Below are 13568 nucleotides of genomic sequence, written 5' to 3'. Positions count from 1 at the left end.
CTCGCATTCGTGCGAGGCTTTTTTGTTTTTGCGCGGACCTCGCGATAGCTCCGCAAGGCGCGCGCGAATCGCCCTATTCCGTTTGGCCAGCTTTCGCCAGGGCGATGCGGCGCGTATCCTTTGTCGTTTTCGCGGCGTGCGGTTCGCGCGCCGTCATCGCAAAACGAAAGACGGAGATGTGGGCAATGGAATTCGATGTGGCGATTGTCGGTAGCGGTCTGGCTGGTTTGAGCGTCGCGCTCAATCTCGCGCAGACACGGCGCGTTGCTGTGATCGCCAAGCGATCGCTGACCGAAGGCGCTAGCGACTGGGCGCAAGGCGGCATCGCCGCGGTGCTCGATTCGGCGGACAGCGTCGAGAATCACGTGCGCGATACGCTGACCGCAGGCGGCGGCCTGTGCGACGAGGCGGCGACACGCTTTATCGTCGAGCATGGGCGCGCCGCGATCGAATGGCTGATCGGACAGGGCGTGCCGTTCACGAAAGACGAGGCCGCCGAACTGGGCTTTCATTTGACGCGCGAAGGCGGCCATAGCCATCGCCGGATCATTCACGCGGCCGACGCGACCGGCCACGCGGTCGTCGCCACGCTCAGCGAGCAGGTGCGCCAGCATCCGAACATCACGCTGTTCGAAGACCATTACGCAATCGACCTGATCACGTCCGAACGCCTCGGCCTGCCCGGCCGCCGCTGCCATGGTCTGTATGCGCTCGATCTGCAAAGCGGCCGCACCGTTACGATCGAAGCGCCGCATACGGTGCTCGCGACCGGCGGCGCCGGCAAGGTCTACCTGTACACGACCAACCCCGACACCGCGACCGGCGACGGCATCGCGATGGCATGGCGCGCCGGCTGCCGCGTGTCGAACATGGAATTCATTCAGTTCCACCCGACGTGCCTGTTTCACCCGTACGCGAAGTCGTTCCTGATTTCGGAAGCAGTGCGCGGCGAAGGCGGCATTCTGAAACTGCCGGATGGCACGCGCTTCATGCCCAATCACGACGAGCGCGCGGAGCTTGCGCCGCGCGACATCGTCGCGCGGGCGATCGACTTCGAGATCAAGAAACGCGGCATCGATTGCGTGTACCTCGACATCAGCCACCAGCCGGCCGCGTTCCTGCACGAGCATTTCCCGACGATCCTGGCACGCTGCCGCGAGTTCGGCATCGACATCACGAAAGAGCCGATTCCAGTGGTACCGGCCGCGCATTACACGTGCGGCGGCGTCGTCACCGATCTGGCGGGCCGCACCGATCTCGCGGGTCTCTACGCAGTCGGCGAAACGTCCTGCACCGGCCTGCACGGCGCGAACCGACTTGCCAGCAATTCGCTGCTCGAATGCCTCGTGACCGGCCGCTCCGCCGCCAAGGCGATCGAAGAGGAAGGCTTCGCTGCCGCCGTTCACGCGCCGCTGCCGGCCTGGGACGAAAGCCGCGTGTCCGATCCGGACGAGGAGGTCGTGGTCGCGCACAACTGGGACGAACTGCGCCGGCTGATGTGGAACTACGTCGGTATCGTGCGCACCGACAAGCGACTCGAGCGCGCGAAGCATCGGCTCGCGTTGCTGCGCGACGAGATCCACGAGTACTACGCGAACTTCAAGGTGAGCCGCGATCTGCTGGAACTGCGCAATCTGGTCGATGTGGCGTCGCTGATCGTGGACAGCGCGCGCTCGCGGCGCGAAAGCCGCGGCCTGCATTTCAGCCGCGACTGGCCGTCCACATTACCCAAGGCGCTACCGACGGTGCTCACGCCGAAGTATGTACGCAGGCCGAATCCCTGACAGCCTTGGGCCGAAATACACGCTGAAACGACGCCACAAACGACAAGGCCATTGCCGGTAAGCTCCGGCAATGGCCTTGTTAAGTCGTCACGAGCGTCGACTGTCGCGCTAAAACGCGCGGCGCTCAAACGATCCGCATCGAGTAGTCGGTCGCGCGCACGTCTTTGGTCAGTGCGCCAATCGACACGCGGTCCACGCCAGTCTCCGCGATCGTGCGCACGGTCTCGAAATTCACGCCGCCGGACACTTCGAGCACCGCGCGCCCGGCCGTGATGCGAACCGCGTCGCGCATCATGTCGAACGAGAAGTTGTCGAGCAGGATCGACTGCGCGCCATGCGCGAGCGCAGTTTCCAGTTGTTCGAGCGTTTCGACTTCGATCTGGATCGGCACGCCCGCATTCAACGCAAGCGCCGCGTCCATCGCCGCGCCCAAGCCGCCGGCCGCGGCGATATGGTTTTCCTTGATCAGAATGCCGTCGTACAGCGCGAGCCGCTGGTTCGCACCGCCGCCGATGCGCACCGCGTACTTCTGCGCGAGCCGCAAGCCCGGGAGCGTCTTGCGCGTATCGAGAACGCGCGCGTGCGTGTGAGCAATCGCGTCGACATAGCGGCGCGTCGCGCTCGCCACGCCCGACAGCAGCTGCAGGAAATTCATCGCGTTGCGCTCGGCGGTCAGCAGCGCGCGCACCGGCCCGCGAAGATCGCAGACCGTCGTGTCGGCGCTCATGCGGTCGCCCTCGCGGTAACGCCATTGAACTACGATGCGAGGATCGACCGCGCGCATCACCGCGTCGAACCACGGCACGCCGCACAGTACCGCTTCCTCGCGCACGATGATGCGCGCGTCGCGAACGTCATCGGCAGGCACGAGGCGGCCGGTCTGATCGCCGGTGCCGATATCTTCGGCGAGTGCATCGGCGACATTGCGTGCGAGCGCCGCGTCGAACGCCACGCCATATTGCGCGTGAATCGCCGCGAAAAGCGGCGACACTGCGTCGGCCCCTTCGCGCGCCACTACCTGCTCAGGCGCCTTCTCCACCACCTTCATTACGCTGCCCCCACATTCGAATACAGTTGCGCGTCGCGCGCGAGATCGCCGCTCGCCTGCACGCGCTTCTTGTGACGCGCCGCGAAATCGAGCATGCGATCGATAGGTAGACGCGCACGCTCGCCGATCCCACGCTCGACGAAGATTTCGTTGTGGCCGCGCTCGAGCACATCGGCCAGATTGGCGAGTCCGTTCATCGCCATCCACGGGCAATGCGCGCAGCTCTTGCAGGTCGCGCTGTTGCCGGCCGTCGGCGCGGCAATCAGCGTCTTGCCGGGCGCGGCGAGTTGCATCTTGTGCAGGATGCCGAGGTCGGTCGCGACGATGAAGTGCGTCGCGTCGAGCTTCTGCGCGGCGTCGATCAACTGCGTGGTCGAGCCGACCACGTCCGCCTGGGCGACCACGTTGGCCGGCGACTCCGGATGCACGAGCACCTTCGCGTGCGGATAATCGGCGCGCAGCAGATCGAGTTCGATGCCCTTGAATTCGTCGTGCACGAGGCACGAGCCCTGCCACATCAGCATGTCCGCGCCGGTCTTGCCCTGGATGAAGCTGCCGAGATGACGGTCCGGCGCCCAGATGATCTTTTCGCCGCGCGCATGCAGATCGGCGACGATCTCCAACCCGATCGACGACGTCACCATCCAGTCCGCGCGCGCCTTCACGGCCGCGCTCGTGTTCGCGTACACGACCACCGTGCGGTCCGGGTGTGCGTCGCAGAACGCCGAGAACTCGTCGACCGGACAACCGAGGTCGAGCGAACAGGTCGCATCCAGATCCGGCATCAGAATGCGCTTGTCTGGACTGAGGATTTTTGCGGTCTCGCCCATGAAGCGCACGCCCGCGACCACCAGCGTCTGCGCCTCGTGATCGCGGCCGAAGCGCGCCATTTCCAGCGAATCGGCCACGCAACCGCCGGTTTCGTCGGCGAGTTCCTGCAATTCGGCGTCGACATAATAGTGCGCGACCAGCACCGCTTTCTCGCGCTTGAGTAATTCGCGAATGCGCGCCTTCAGCGCCCGCTTTTCTTCCGCCGACGGCGTCTCGGGTACCTTCGCCCACGCCTGCCCGATCCCGCAGGTCGTGCCCTGCGCCTGAGGCCGATCGAATTCGACGGTCCTGATCGCCTGCTGCTTCATCATCTCCTCTGCCCTCACCTGGCCGCCGCGGCTTGCCGATCGCGCTACACGCGCAATGCATTTCCACGGCCCAAAAATGCAAAACCCCGCCAACGCGGGGTTTTGTGACGTCCTGAAATTTTAATGGATTTCAGGCATAGCGACGCAGTCGCATCGCGAAGTCTTGCAGCGCCTTGATACCGCTCTGCTCTGCGCGATGGCACCAGTCCTGCAATTGCACCAGCAATTGCTCGCGCGACGCGTTGGAGCGCTCCCACATTGCCGCCAGTTCGTTGCGCATGTCGATGTAGGTCTTCAGCTTCTGGCTGTTCGCGAAAATCTGCGGCAGCTGGAGCTTCTGCGGCTCGTTCAGGCCCGCCTCTTCCTTGTGGAACCAGCTGCGCGCACCACGCATCACCTGATACTTTTCGCGCGCGCCGACTTCCTTCAGATGCGCGAGCTCCTGGCGGTATGCGCGCTTGATCGCTTTCGCGTAACGCGCCATCACTTCGTAGCGGTTCGCGAGCACGGCCTGCAGCGTGTCCTGATCGAGCACGAGCTTGCCGGTGGTCAGGCGCGGCGTCGGTGCGACCTTCTTCACTTTGGCCAGACGAAACGCCTGCATGATGCGGATGTACATCCAGCCAATGTCGAACTCGTACCACTTGTTCGACAGCTTCGCCGACGTCGCATACGTGTGGTGATTGTTATGCAGCTCTTCGCCACCGATGATGATGCCCCACGGGAAAATGTTGGTGCTCGCATCCGACGAATTGAAGTTGCGATAGCCCCAGAAGTGCGCGAGGCCGTTGACCACGCCCGCGGCCCAGAAAGGGATCCACACCATCTGCACGGCCCAGATGGTCAGGCCGACGACGCCGAACAGCGCGACGTTGATCACCATCATGAGGCTCACGCCAAGAATCGGGTACTTCGTGTAGACGTTGCGCTCCATCCAGTCGTTCGGTGTACCGTGACTGAACTTGCGCATCGTTTCTTCGTTTTTCGCTTCGGTGCGATAGAGCTCGGCGCCTTGGAGCAGTACCTTCCAGATGCCGCGCGTCTGCGGGCTGTGCGGATCCTCTTCGGTCTCGCATTTCGCGTGGTGCTTGCGGTGAATCGCGGCCCACTGGCCGGTCAGCATGCCGGTGGTCATCCACAGCCAGAAGCGGAAAAAATGACTGGCGATCGGGTGCAGATCCAGCGCGCGATGCGCCTGGCAGCGATGCAGATAGACGGTCACGCCGATAATCGTGATGTGCGTCACGATCAGCGTGTACACGACGAGTTGCCACCACGAGAAACGCAGCAGCCCGTGGGCAAGGAAATCGAGCAAAGAATTCAACAAGGTAAGTTACCTGCAGAACGAGAGATACGAAGCACACGCGGCGCGCGTGTCATGAAAGTGAAAGCATACAGCGGGATAGGACGATATTCTACTTGAACGGTTCCAAGTGTTTGTAACAAATAGGGATTTTTTGTGCGCAATCAAGTCGATAGCGATTGCCTGGGCACTGGCGCATGCCTTGCCGCGGCGCGAAATGGGGCTTAACGGCCGTCGTTGGCGGCACGGTTGGCGGGCCTGAGCGCGGGATCGGACGTGGTGTCGGAAATCGGATCGGTCATCGCCACCGGGTGCGGCATTGGGCCGCTTGCCTGACCGACGATGCGCACCTCGCGTTGCGGGAGCGCAATAGTGATGCCGTGCTCGGAAAAGAGACGCCAGATATTGCAGTTGACGGTTGAGAGCACGCCACGTGCCGCTCACCGCATCTTCGATCCAGAAACCCAACCCGAGATTGATGCCGTCCCGGCCAAAGCCGACCAGAAATGGCGTCGGCGCCAGTTCGCGCAGCACCCGCGGCACGTCGGCGGCGGCCTGGGCGAGCAGCGTCATCGCCGGCTCGACGTCGGATGTGTAGGCGATCTGCACGGCCGCCCGCGCGTAGCCGCGGGTCAGATACGACGACTGGTTCTGCACGACGTCGGTGATCAGCTTTTCGTTCGGAATCAGCGTCTCGATGCCGTCGAGTTCGCGCACCACGGTATAGCGTGTGCGGATCTGCGTGACGCGGCCCTGCAGGCCGCTCACGTTGATCGTGTCGCCGATCCGCAACGAGCGATCGAGAAGGATGATGAAGCCCGATACATAGTTGCTCGCGATCTTCTGCATGCCGAAGCCGAGCCCGACGCCAAGCGCGCCGCCGAACACGCCGAGCACCGTGATGTCGATGCCGACGATCGACAGGCTGATCAGGATCGCCGCCAGCACGAAGGCCGCTCGGCCGACGCGCGCGACCACGACCTTCAGATTCCCGTCGAGCGTCTTCGTGCGCATCAGGCGATCTTCGAACGACGAGCCGAGCCACATCGCGACGATCAACGTGACGGCGACCCACAACAGCCCCGTGATCAGCGACAGCAGCGTCATATGCGCATTACCGACGCCAAAGCTCACGCTGTCCATCCACGCGATCACGGCGTTCTGAATGCCCAACAGCATGAGTACCATGCCGATCCACACGACCACCGACACGATCTTCTCGACGAGAAACAGCCACGGATGCTCGCCACCTTCGCGCTTGAACACCCGCCGAAGAAGAACGCGATGTAGATCAGCCCAATGCCGGCGAGCGGCACCAGCGCCAGATCGAGCAGCGCGGTGTCCATGAACTGGCCGGCGATCGCCCGCGCGAGCCACACCAGTGCCGCGCCGATCAGCGGAAAAGCCGCCCGGTCGAGGCTTTCCATGCCGAAACGCAGGCTCTCGTAGCGCGTCGATTGCGGCCGCTTGATGCGGCGGCGCAGCGTCCGCGCGAGCAGCCACGCGACGAGCAGCGTCGCAAGCAGGATCGCGACCTGCCACAGCATCACGCGCTGACCGAAGTCGCGCGCGATGTCGCTGAGCATGTGGGTAAAGTCGTATGCATGGATGTCGCCGGAATGGCCGGCGCGCGCGGATTCATCCGCCAATCCGCGCGCCGGCCTGCAGCCGCTTGCCTAGCTCTGGCGCTCGAGCACGGCGGCGAAAAAGCCGTCGGTCGCGTGGCGGTGCGGCCACAGCGACAGGTAGTCGCCCATCTCCAGCTCGATACGCTGCTCGGCAAGGACGTCGCGCACCGGCACCAGCGCGAAATCAGGGTGATCGGCGAGGAACCGCTGCACCACCGCCTCGTTTTCGGCTTCGAGAATCGAGCACGTAGCATAGACGAGCCGGCCGCCCTTCTTCACGAGACGCGCCGCGCTCGTGAGAATCGACGCCTGCTTCGGCGCCAGCTCGGCGATCGACTCCGGCGACTGGCGCCACTTCAGATCCGGGTTGCGGCGCAGCGTGCCGAGGCCGCTGCACGGTGCATCGACGAGCACGCGGTCGATCTTGCCAGCCAGACGCTTGATCTTCGCGTCGTGTTCGCTGTCGATCAGCACCGGGTTCACGTTCGACAGGCCGCTGCGCGCGAGACGCGGCTTCAGCTTCGCGAGACGCCGCTCGGAGATATCGAACGCGTAGAGCCGGCCGGTCGAGCGCATTGCCGCGCCGAGCGCCAGCGTCTTGCCGCCCGCGCCAGCACAGAAATCGACGATCATCTCGCCGCGCCGAGGTGCGACCACCGAGCACAGCAGCTGGCTGCCCTCGTCCTGCACTTCGAGCCAGCCCTGCTGGAACGCGTCGAGCTTGGTGAGCGCCGGCTTGCCGACCACGCGCACCCCGAGCGGCGCGAACGGCGTCGCGCCCGCCTCGATGCCCGCCTTCGACAGCGCACCCAGCACGTCGTCGCGGCTCGCCTTGATCGGGTTCGCGCGCAGATCGAGCGGCGCCGGGTAGTTCAGCGCGGCGGCCAGCTGCGCGAGCTCGGCGGCCTCGAAGCGCGAGCTGAGCGCCTGGCTGATCCAGTCGGGCAGGTTCAGGCGAATCCGCAGCGGCAGGCTTTCCGGGTCGATCTTCGCCACGTGTTCGAGCCAAGTCGCCTCGGCCTCGGTGACGAACGGCTTGAGCGCCGAGCGTCCGGCCGTCTGCATCAGGCCCAGCAGCGCCATGCGGCGCGCGGGGCTGCCAGTGCCGCTTTCGGCCAGATGCGCGAACTCCATCCGGCGGCGCAGCACGGCGAACACCGCCTCGGCGATCACGCCGCGCTCGGCGTGCCCGAGCTTCGGATGCGCGCGGAAGAAGCGGCTCGTGGTGGCGTCGGCGGGGCCGTTCAGCCGCAGCACTTCGGCCAGCAGCGTTTCAGTTTGTCCAATCAGGAAACCATGCAATCTCATGCGCCCTCTCCGGCGGTATGACCGGCAAAGAGCCATTGCGGCTCCGACGGCGTAAGCGTGACGCGCGAGCCGTCCAGAGCGAGACGCCCTTCGACGAACCAGCGCACCGCGCGTGGATAAATGATGTGCTCGGTGGCGAGCAAACGCGTGCGGCGAGCGTCTGTGCGGTATCGGCCGCCTCGACAGGCACCGCCGACTGCAAGACGATCGGCCCGTGATCCAGCTTTGACGTGACAAAATGCACCGACGCGCCGTGGAACCGCACGCCGGCGTCGAGCGCCTGCTGATGGGTCTTCAGACCCGGAAAGCTCGGCAGCAATGACGGGTGCACGTTCAGCATGCGCGCTGCGTAGTGGTCGACGAAGCGCTCGGTCAGCACGCGCATGAAGCCCGCGAGCACGACGAGGTCCGGCGCGATGGCGTCGATCTGCTCGGCGAGTGCCGCGTCGAAGCTGTCGCGATCCGGAAACTGGCGGTGGTCGACCACCGCCGTGGCGATGCCATGCGACGCCGCGAACGCGAGCCCCGCGGCATCGGGACGGTTAGCAATCACGGCGGCGACCCGCGCCGGCCAGCCCTCGCTCGCGCAGGCGCGCACGATGGCTTCCATGTTGCTACCCCGCCCGGAAATCAGGATGACGAGTTTTTTCATGCGCGGATTTTATCATTCGGCAATCGCCGGACCGCGACCGCGCAGCCGTCTGTTGCGCCAAGCGTTTATAATCGATTGTTTTGCGGCACCCCGCCCGCGCCCCTATTGCAATCGCAGCAACGCCTGCAACCCGCTATCGTGAGAGTCTTCCGCGGCCTTCCCAATGCCGAGAGCCGCGCGCCGTGCGCGCTGACCATCGGCAACTTCGACGGTGTCCACCGCGGCCACCAGGCTCTGCTCGCCCACGTCCGCGCGGCCGCGAACGCGCGTGGCCTGCCCGTCTGCGTGATGACCTTCGAGCCGCACCCGCGCGAGTTCTTCAACCCGGCCGGCGCGCCGCCGCGCATCGCGATGCTGCGTGACAAGCTCGAGGCGCTGCGCACCAACGGGGTCGACCGGGTCGTCGTCGAGCACTTCAATCACACGTTCGCGAGCCAGTCGCCAGATGCGTTCGTCGAGCGGATCATCGTCAACGGCTTGCACGCGCGCTGGATCATGATCGGCGACGACTTCCGCTACGGCGCGAAGCGCGCCGGCGATTTCGCGTCGCTGCGGACGGCCGGCAAGCAGTACGGTTTCGAAGTCGAACAGATGGCGACGGTCGCCGATCCGTCGGGCGCGCGCATCTCGAGCTCGGGCGTGCGCGCGGCGCTGGTCGCGGGCGACCTCGACTCGGCGCGCGCAGCGCTCGGCCGCGACTATCTGATCAGCGGCCACGTCACCCATGGCATGAAGCTCGGCCGCGATCTCGGCTTTCCGACGCTCAATCTGCCGATCGCGCACAAGCGTCCGGCACTGGCCGGCATCTTCGTCGTACAGGTGCACGGCATCGCCGAGCAACCGCTGCCGGGCGTCGCGAGTCTCGGCCTGCGCCCCACCGTCGACGATTCCGGCCGTGTGCTGCTCGAAGTGCACCTGCTCGATTGGCACGGCGACGCGTATGGCAAACTCGTGCGCGTCGAATTTCTGAAGAAGCTGCGCGACGAGGAGAAGTTCGTCGATCTCGAAACGCTGACCGCCGCGATCGCGCGCGACGTCGCCAATGCGCGCGCATGGTTCGCTGCGGTCGGCGCCGGCACGCCGGGCAGCCGTTCCACCGGTTTCGCCACCTCGGCCACCGACCGAATTAGATAACCACCGCGGTTCGGGCCGGCGCGGCGCGCCGCACGAACCGTCGCCGCGCGCATCGAAGGGCGTCCGGGCTTCACGCGGAGCCGCCTGCCGGGCGCGTCCCACGCTCCTCGCGCAGCGCGCAATCCGCGTGCCGCTACGCATAGAAACGAATTCACCGCCACCCACATCATGAGCAACAAGAAAGCTGATTCGAAACCGCAGTCCCGCTACCCGGTCAACCTGCTCGACACACCGTTCCCGATGCGCGGCGACCTGCCCAAGCGCGAGCCGCAATGGGTCAAGGACTGGCAGGAACGCAAGGTGTACGACAAGATCCGCGCCGCCTCCAGGGGCCGCACGAAGTTCATCCTGCACGACGGCCCGCCGTATGCGAACGGCGACATCCACCTCGGTCACGCGGTGAACAAAATCCTGAAGGACATGATCGTCAAGGCGCGCAATCTGGCGGGCTTCGACGCGGTCTACGTGCCGGGCTGGGACTGTCACGGCATGCCGATCGAAATCCAGATCGAAAAGCAGTTCGGCAAGTCGCTGCCGGCGGCCGAAGTGATGCAGAAGGCGCGCGCCTACGCGACCGAGCAGATCGAGAAGCAGAAGGCGGGCTTCCGCCGTCTGGGCGTGCTCGGCGACTGGGACAATCCGTACAAGACGATGAACTTCGCGAATGAAGCCGGCGAAATCCGCGCGCTCGCGAAAATCATGGAAAAAGGCTACGTATTCCGCGGCCTGAAGCCGGTCAACTGGTGTTTCGACTGCGGCTCGGCGCTCGCCGAAGCGGAAGTCGAGTACAAGGACAAGACCGATCCGACCATCGATGTGCTGTTCAGCTTCGCCGAACCAGAGAAGACCGCGCAGGCGTTCGGCCTCGCCGCGCTGCCGCGCAACGAAGGCGGCATCGTGATCTGGACCACTACGCCGTGGACCATCCCCGCCAACCAGGCGCTGAACCTGCATCCGGAACTCGTCTACGCGCTCGTCGACACGCCGCGCGGCCTGCTGATCCTCGCCGAGGAACGCGTCGAGGCGTGCCTGACGCTGTACGGCCTCGAAGGCACGGTCATCGCGACGACGCCGGGCGAAAAGCTCGTGAACCTGCGCTTCAACCACCCGCTCGCGTCCGCGCATCCGGGCTACAAGCGCACCGCGCCGGTCTACCTCGGCGACTACGTGACGACCGAAACCGGCACCGGCATCGTGCACTCGTCGCCGGCGTACGGCGTGGAAGACTTCGTGTCGTGCAAGGCGCACGGCATGGCCGACTCGGACATCATCAACCCGGTGATGGGCGACGGCCGCTACATCGAATCGCTCGCGCTGTTCGGCGGCCTGTCGATCTGGGCTGCCAATCCGCAGATCGTCGAGGCGCTGCAAGGCGCCGGCTCGCTGCTGCGCACCGAGAAGTACACGCACAGCTATATGCACTGCTGGCGCCACAAGACGCCGATCATCTACCGCGCCACTTCGCAGTGGTTCGCCGGCATGGACGTGAAGCCCAACGACGGCGACAAGACGCTGCGCGAGACCGCACTCGAAGGCATCGAGAACACGGCGTTCTATCCATCGTGGGGCAAGCAGCGCCTCTTCAGCATGATCGCGAACCGCCCGGACTGGACGCTGTCGCGGCAGCGCCAGTGGGGCGTGCCGATGGCGTTCTTCGTGCACAAGGAAACCGGCGAGCTGCATCCGCGCACGCTGGAGTTGCTCGAACAGGTCGCGCAGCGCGTCGAGGAGGAAGGCATCGAGGCATGGCAGACGGTCGATCCGCGAGAGCTGATCGGCGAGGACGCCAACCTGTACGAAAAGAACCGCGACACGCTCGACGTGTGGTTCGATTCGGGCACCACGCACTGGCACGTGCTGCGCGGCTCGCACAAGGACGAGCTGCAGTTTCCGGCCGACCTGTACCTCGAAGGCTCGGACCAGCATCGCGGCTGGTTCCATTCGTCGCTGTTGACCGCGTCGATGCTCGACGGCCGCCCGCCCTACAACGCGCTGCTCACGCACGGCTTCACCGTCGACGGCGAAGGCCGCAAGATGAGCAAGTCGCTCGGCAACGGCATCGATCCGCATGAAGTCGCAAACCGCCTCGGCGCGGAAATCATCCGCCTGTGGATCGCGTCGACCGACTACTCGGGCGAGCTCGCGATCTCCGAGGAAATCCTGAAGCGCGTGACGGAAGGCTATCGCCGCATCCGCAATACGCTGCGCTTCCTGCTCGCGAACCTGTCGGACTTCGACTTCGCGCAGCACGCGCGTCCGGTCGAAGACTGGCTCGAAATCGACCGTTACGCGGTGACGCTGTCGGCGAATCTGCAGAACGACATCCTCGCGCACTACGAGAAGTACGAGTTCCACCCGGTCGTCGCCAAGTTGCAGACGTTCTGCTCGGAAGACCTGGGCGGCTTCTACCTCGACGTGCTGAAGGACCGCCTCTACACGACCGCGGCGGATTCGGTCGCCCGCCGCTCGGCGCAGACCGCGCTCTACCACATCGCGCACGGCCTCCTGCGCGTGATGGCGCCGTTCCTGTCGTTCACCGCGGAAGAAGCGTGGAAGGTGTTCCAGCCCAACAGCGAGACGATCTTCACCGAGACGTACCACGCGCACCCGGCCGTGCCGGACGCGGGCGCGCTGCTCGACAAGTGGACGCTGCTGCGCGCGGTGCGCGGCGACGTGACCAAGGCGCTCGAAGAGGCGCGGGTCGCGAACCTGATCGGCTCGTCGCTGCAGGCGGAAGTCGAAATCCGCGCGAGCGGGGCGCGTTACGACGCACTCGCGAGCCTCGGCGACGACCTGAAGTTCGTGCTGATCACGTCGGCGGCGAACGTCGTCAAGGTCGACAGCGAAGCCGATGAAGGCGTCGAAGTGATCGCGTCGAAGTACCTGAAGTGCGAGCGCTGCTGGCACTATCGCGCGGACGTCGGCGCGAACGCCGAGCATCCGTCGCTGTGCGGCCGCTGCTTCAGCAACCTGTTCGGCAGTGGCGAATCGAGGAGCGCGGCATAATGGCGAGAACCGTGTCGAAAACGCGCACCGGAAGCAGTTCGCTCGCACCCTGGCTCGGCATTGCGCTGATCGTCATCCTGTTCGACCAGCTGACGAAAATCGCCGTGCGCAAGGTGTTCGCCTACGGTGTGCCGCACGAGGTCACGCCGTTCTTCAACCTGATTCTCGTGTTCAACCGCGGCGCCGCGTTCAGCTTCCTCGCGATGGCGGGCGGCTGGCAGCGCTGGGCATTCACCGCGCTCGGCGTGGTCGCGGCGCTCGTGATCTGCTATCTGCTCAAGCGGCATAGCGGGCAGAAAATGTTCTGCACGGCGCTCGCACTGATTCTCGGCGGCGCGCTCGGCAATGTGATCGACCGGCTCGCGTACGGCCACGTGATCGACTTCCTCGATTTCCACGTGGGCGGCTGGCACTGGCCGGCGTTCAATCTCGCCGACAGCGCGATCACGATCGGCGCGATCCTGCTCGTGATCGACGAGCTGCGGCGGGTACGCGGCACACGCTAACGTCGCCGACGTGAGGCACGGTCGCGGCTGCGCGAGCCGTGCCTCAGGTCCGGTTTGAAG

At 65.2% G+C, this 13568-nt stretch carries 8 protein-coding genes and 2 pseudogenes; 4 read left to right on the top strand and 6 right to left on the bottom strand.

Going from position 1 to position 13568, the window contains the following annotated elements:
• The first annotated feature begins 185 nt into the window (after positions 1-185).
• Positions 186-1784, top strand: coding sequence for an L-aspartate oxidase (gene nadB, locus OKW30_RS22495; RefSeq protein ID WP_429347599.1), 1599 nt, complete (start codon positions 186-188; stop codon positions 1782-1784).
• Between the two features lie 124 nt (positions 1785-1908).
• Here the strand turns inward: nadB and nadC are convergent, their stop codons facing one another.
• The 6 genes and pseudogenes from nadC to purN form a co-directional block, all read right to left on the bottom strand.
• Positions 1909-2832 carry a carboxylating nicotinate-nucleotide diphosphorylase gene (gene nadC, locus OKW30_RS22490; RefSeq protein ID WP_429347598.1) on the bottom strand — a complete coding sequence of 308 codons (924 nt, stop codon included), beginning with the start codon at positions 2830-2832 and terminating at the stop codon, positions 1909-1911.
• Positions 2832-3971: a quinolinate synthase NadA gene (gene nadA, locus OKW30_RS22485; protein ID WP_187630486.1), complete on the bottom strand. Its 1140-nt coding sequence runs from the start codon at positions 3969-3971 to the stop codon at positions 2832-2834. The genes nadC and nadA overlap by 1 nt, the downstream gene beginning before the upstream one ends.
• 130 nt (positions 3972-4101) lie before the next feature.
• Complete coding sequence (locus OKW30_RS22480) at positions 4102-5298, bottom strand: DesA family fatty acid desaturase (RefSeq protein ID WP_184072649.1); 1197 nt, start codon at positions 5296-5298, stop codon at positions 4102-4104.
• Between the two features lie 200 nt (positions 5299-5498).
• Positions 5499-6860, bottom strand: a pseudogene (locus OKW30_RS22475) (mechanosensitive ion channel family protein).
• Positions 6861-6950: 90 nt separating this feature from the next.
• Positions 6951-8210 carry an RsmB/NOP family class I SAM-dependent RNA methyltransferase gene (locus OKW30_RS22470; RefSeq protein ID WP_184023137.1) on the bottom strand — a complete coding sequence of 420 codons (1260 nt, stop codon included), beginning with the start codon at positions 8208-8210 and terminating at the stop codon, positions 6951-6953.
• Positions 8207-8862 (bottom strand): annotated as a pseudogene (gene purN, locus OKW30_RS22465) (phosphoribosylglycinamide formyltransferase). Before purN ends, OKW30_RS22470 begins: the two are co-directional and overlap by 4 nt.
• A 138-nt stretch (positions 8863-9000) precedes the next feature.
• On the opposite strand from purN, the gene OKW30_RS22460 reads away from it, so the two are divergent.
• The 3 genes from OKW30_RS22460 (at position 9001) to lspA (ending at position 13508) form a co-directional block, all read left to right on the top strand.
• The gene (locus OKW30_RS22460) at positions 9001-9996 is read left to right on the top strand and encodes a bifunctional riboflavin kinase/FAD synthetase (RefSeq protein WP_184051586.1); all 996 of its coding nucleotides are present in this window, start codon (positions 9001-9003) and stop codon (positions 9994-9996) included.
• A 168-nt stretch (positions 9997-10164) separates the two neighbouring features.
• A complete protein-coding gene (ileS, locus tag OKW30_RS22455; protein WP_429347597.1) occupies positions 10165-13002 on the top strand; it encodes an isoleucine--tRNA ligase in 2838 nt (945 codons plus the stop codon).
• Entirely contained in the window at positions 13002-13508 is a 507-nt protein-coding gene (gene lspA, locus OKW30_RS22450; RefSeq protein ID WP_429347596.1) for a signal peptidase II, read from the top strand. Before ileS ends, lspA begins: the two co-directional genes overlap by 1 nt.
• The last annotated feature ends 60 nt before the right edge of the window (positions 13509-13568 follow it).

Source organism: Paraburkholderia sp. Clong3 (assembly GCF_050436485.1).
In the GTDB taxonomy this organism is placed as follows: Bacteria; Pseudomonadota; Gammaproteobacteria; order Burkholderiales; family Burkholderiaceae; genus Paraburkholderia; species Paraburkholderia tuberum.
This window is presented reverse-complemented; position numbering and strand designations above follow the sequence as displayed.

Coding starts and splice junctions, on each gene's coding strand:
- nadB (WP_429347599.1), top strand. CDS start 186: ATGGAATTCGATGTGGCGATTGTCGGTAGCGGTCTGGCTGGTTTGAGC.
- nadC (WP_429347598.1), bottom strand. CDS start 2,832: ATGAAGGTGGTGGAGAAGGCGCCTGAGCAGGTAGTGGCGCGCGAAGGG.
- nadA (WP_187630486.1), bottom strand. CDS start 3,971: ATGAAGCAGCAGGCGATCAGGACCGTCGAATTCGATCGGCCTCAGGCG.
- OKW30_RS22470 (WP_184023137.1), bottom strand. CDS start 8,210: ATGAGATTGCATGGTTTCCTGATTGGACAAACTGAAACGCTGCTGGCC.
- ileS (WP_429347597.1), top strand. CDS start 10,165: ATGAGCAACAAGAAAGCTGATTCGAAACCGCAGTCCCGCTACCCGGTC.
- lspA (WP_429347596.1), top strand. CDS start 13,002: ATGGCGAGAACCGTGTCGAAAACGCGCACCGGAAGCAGTTCGCTCGCA.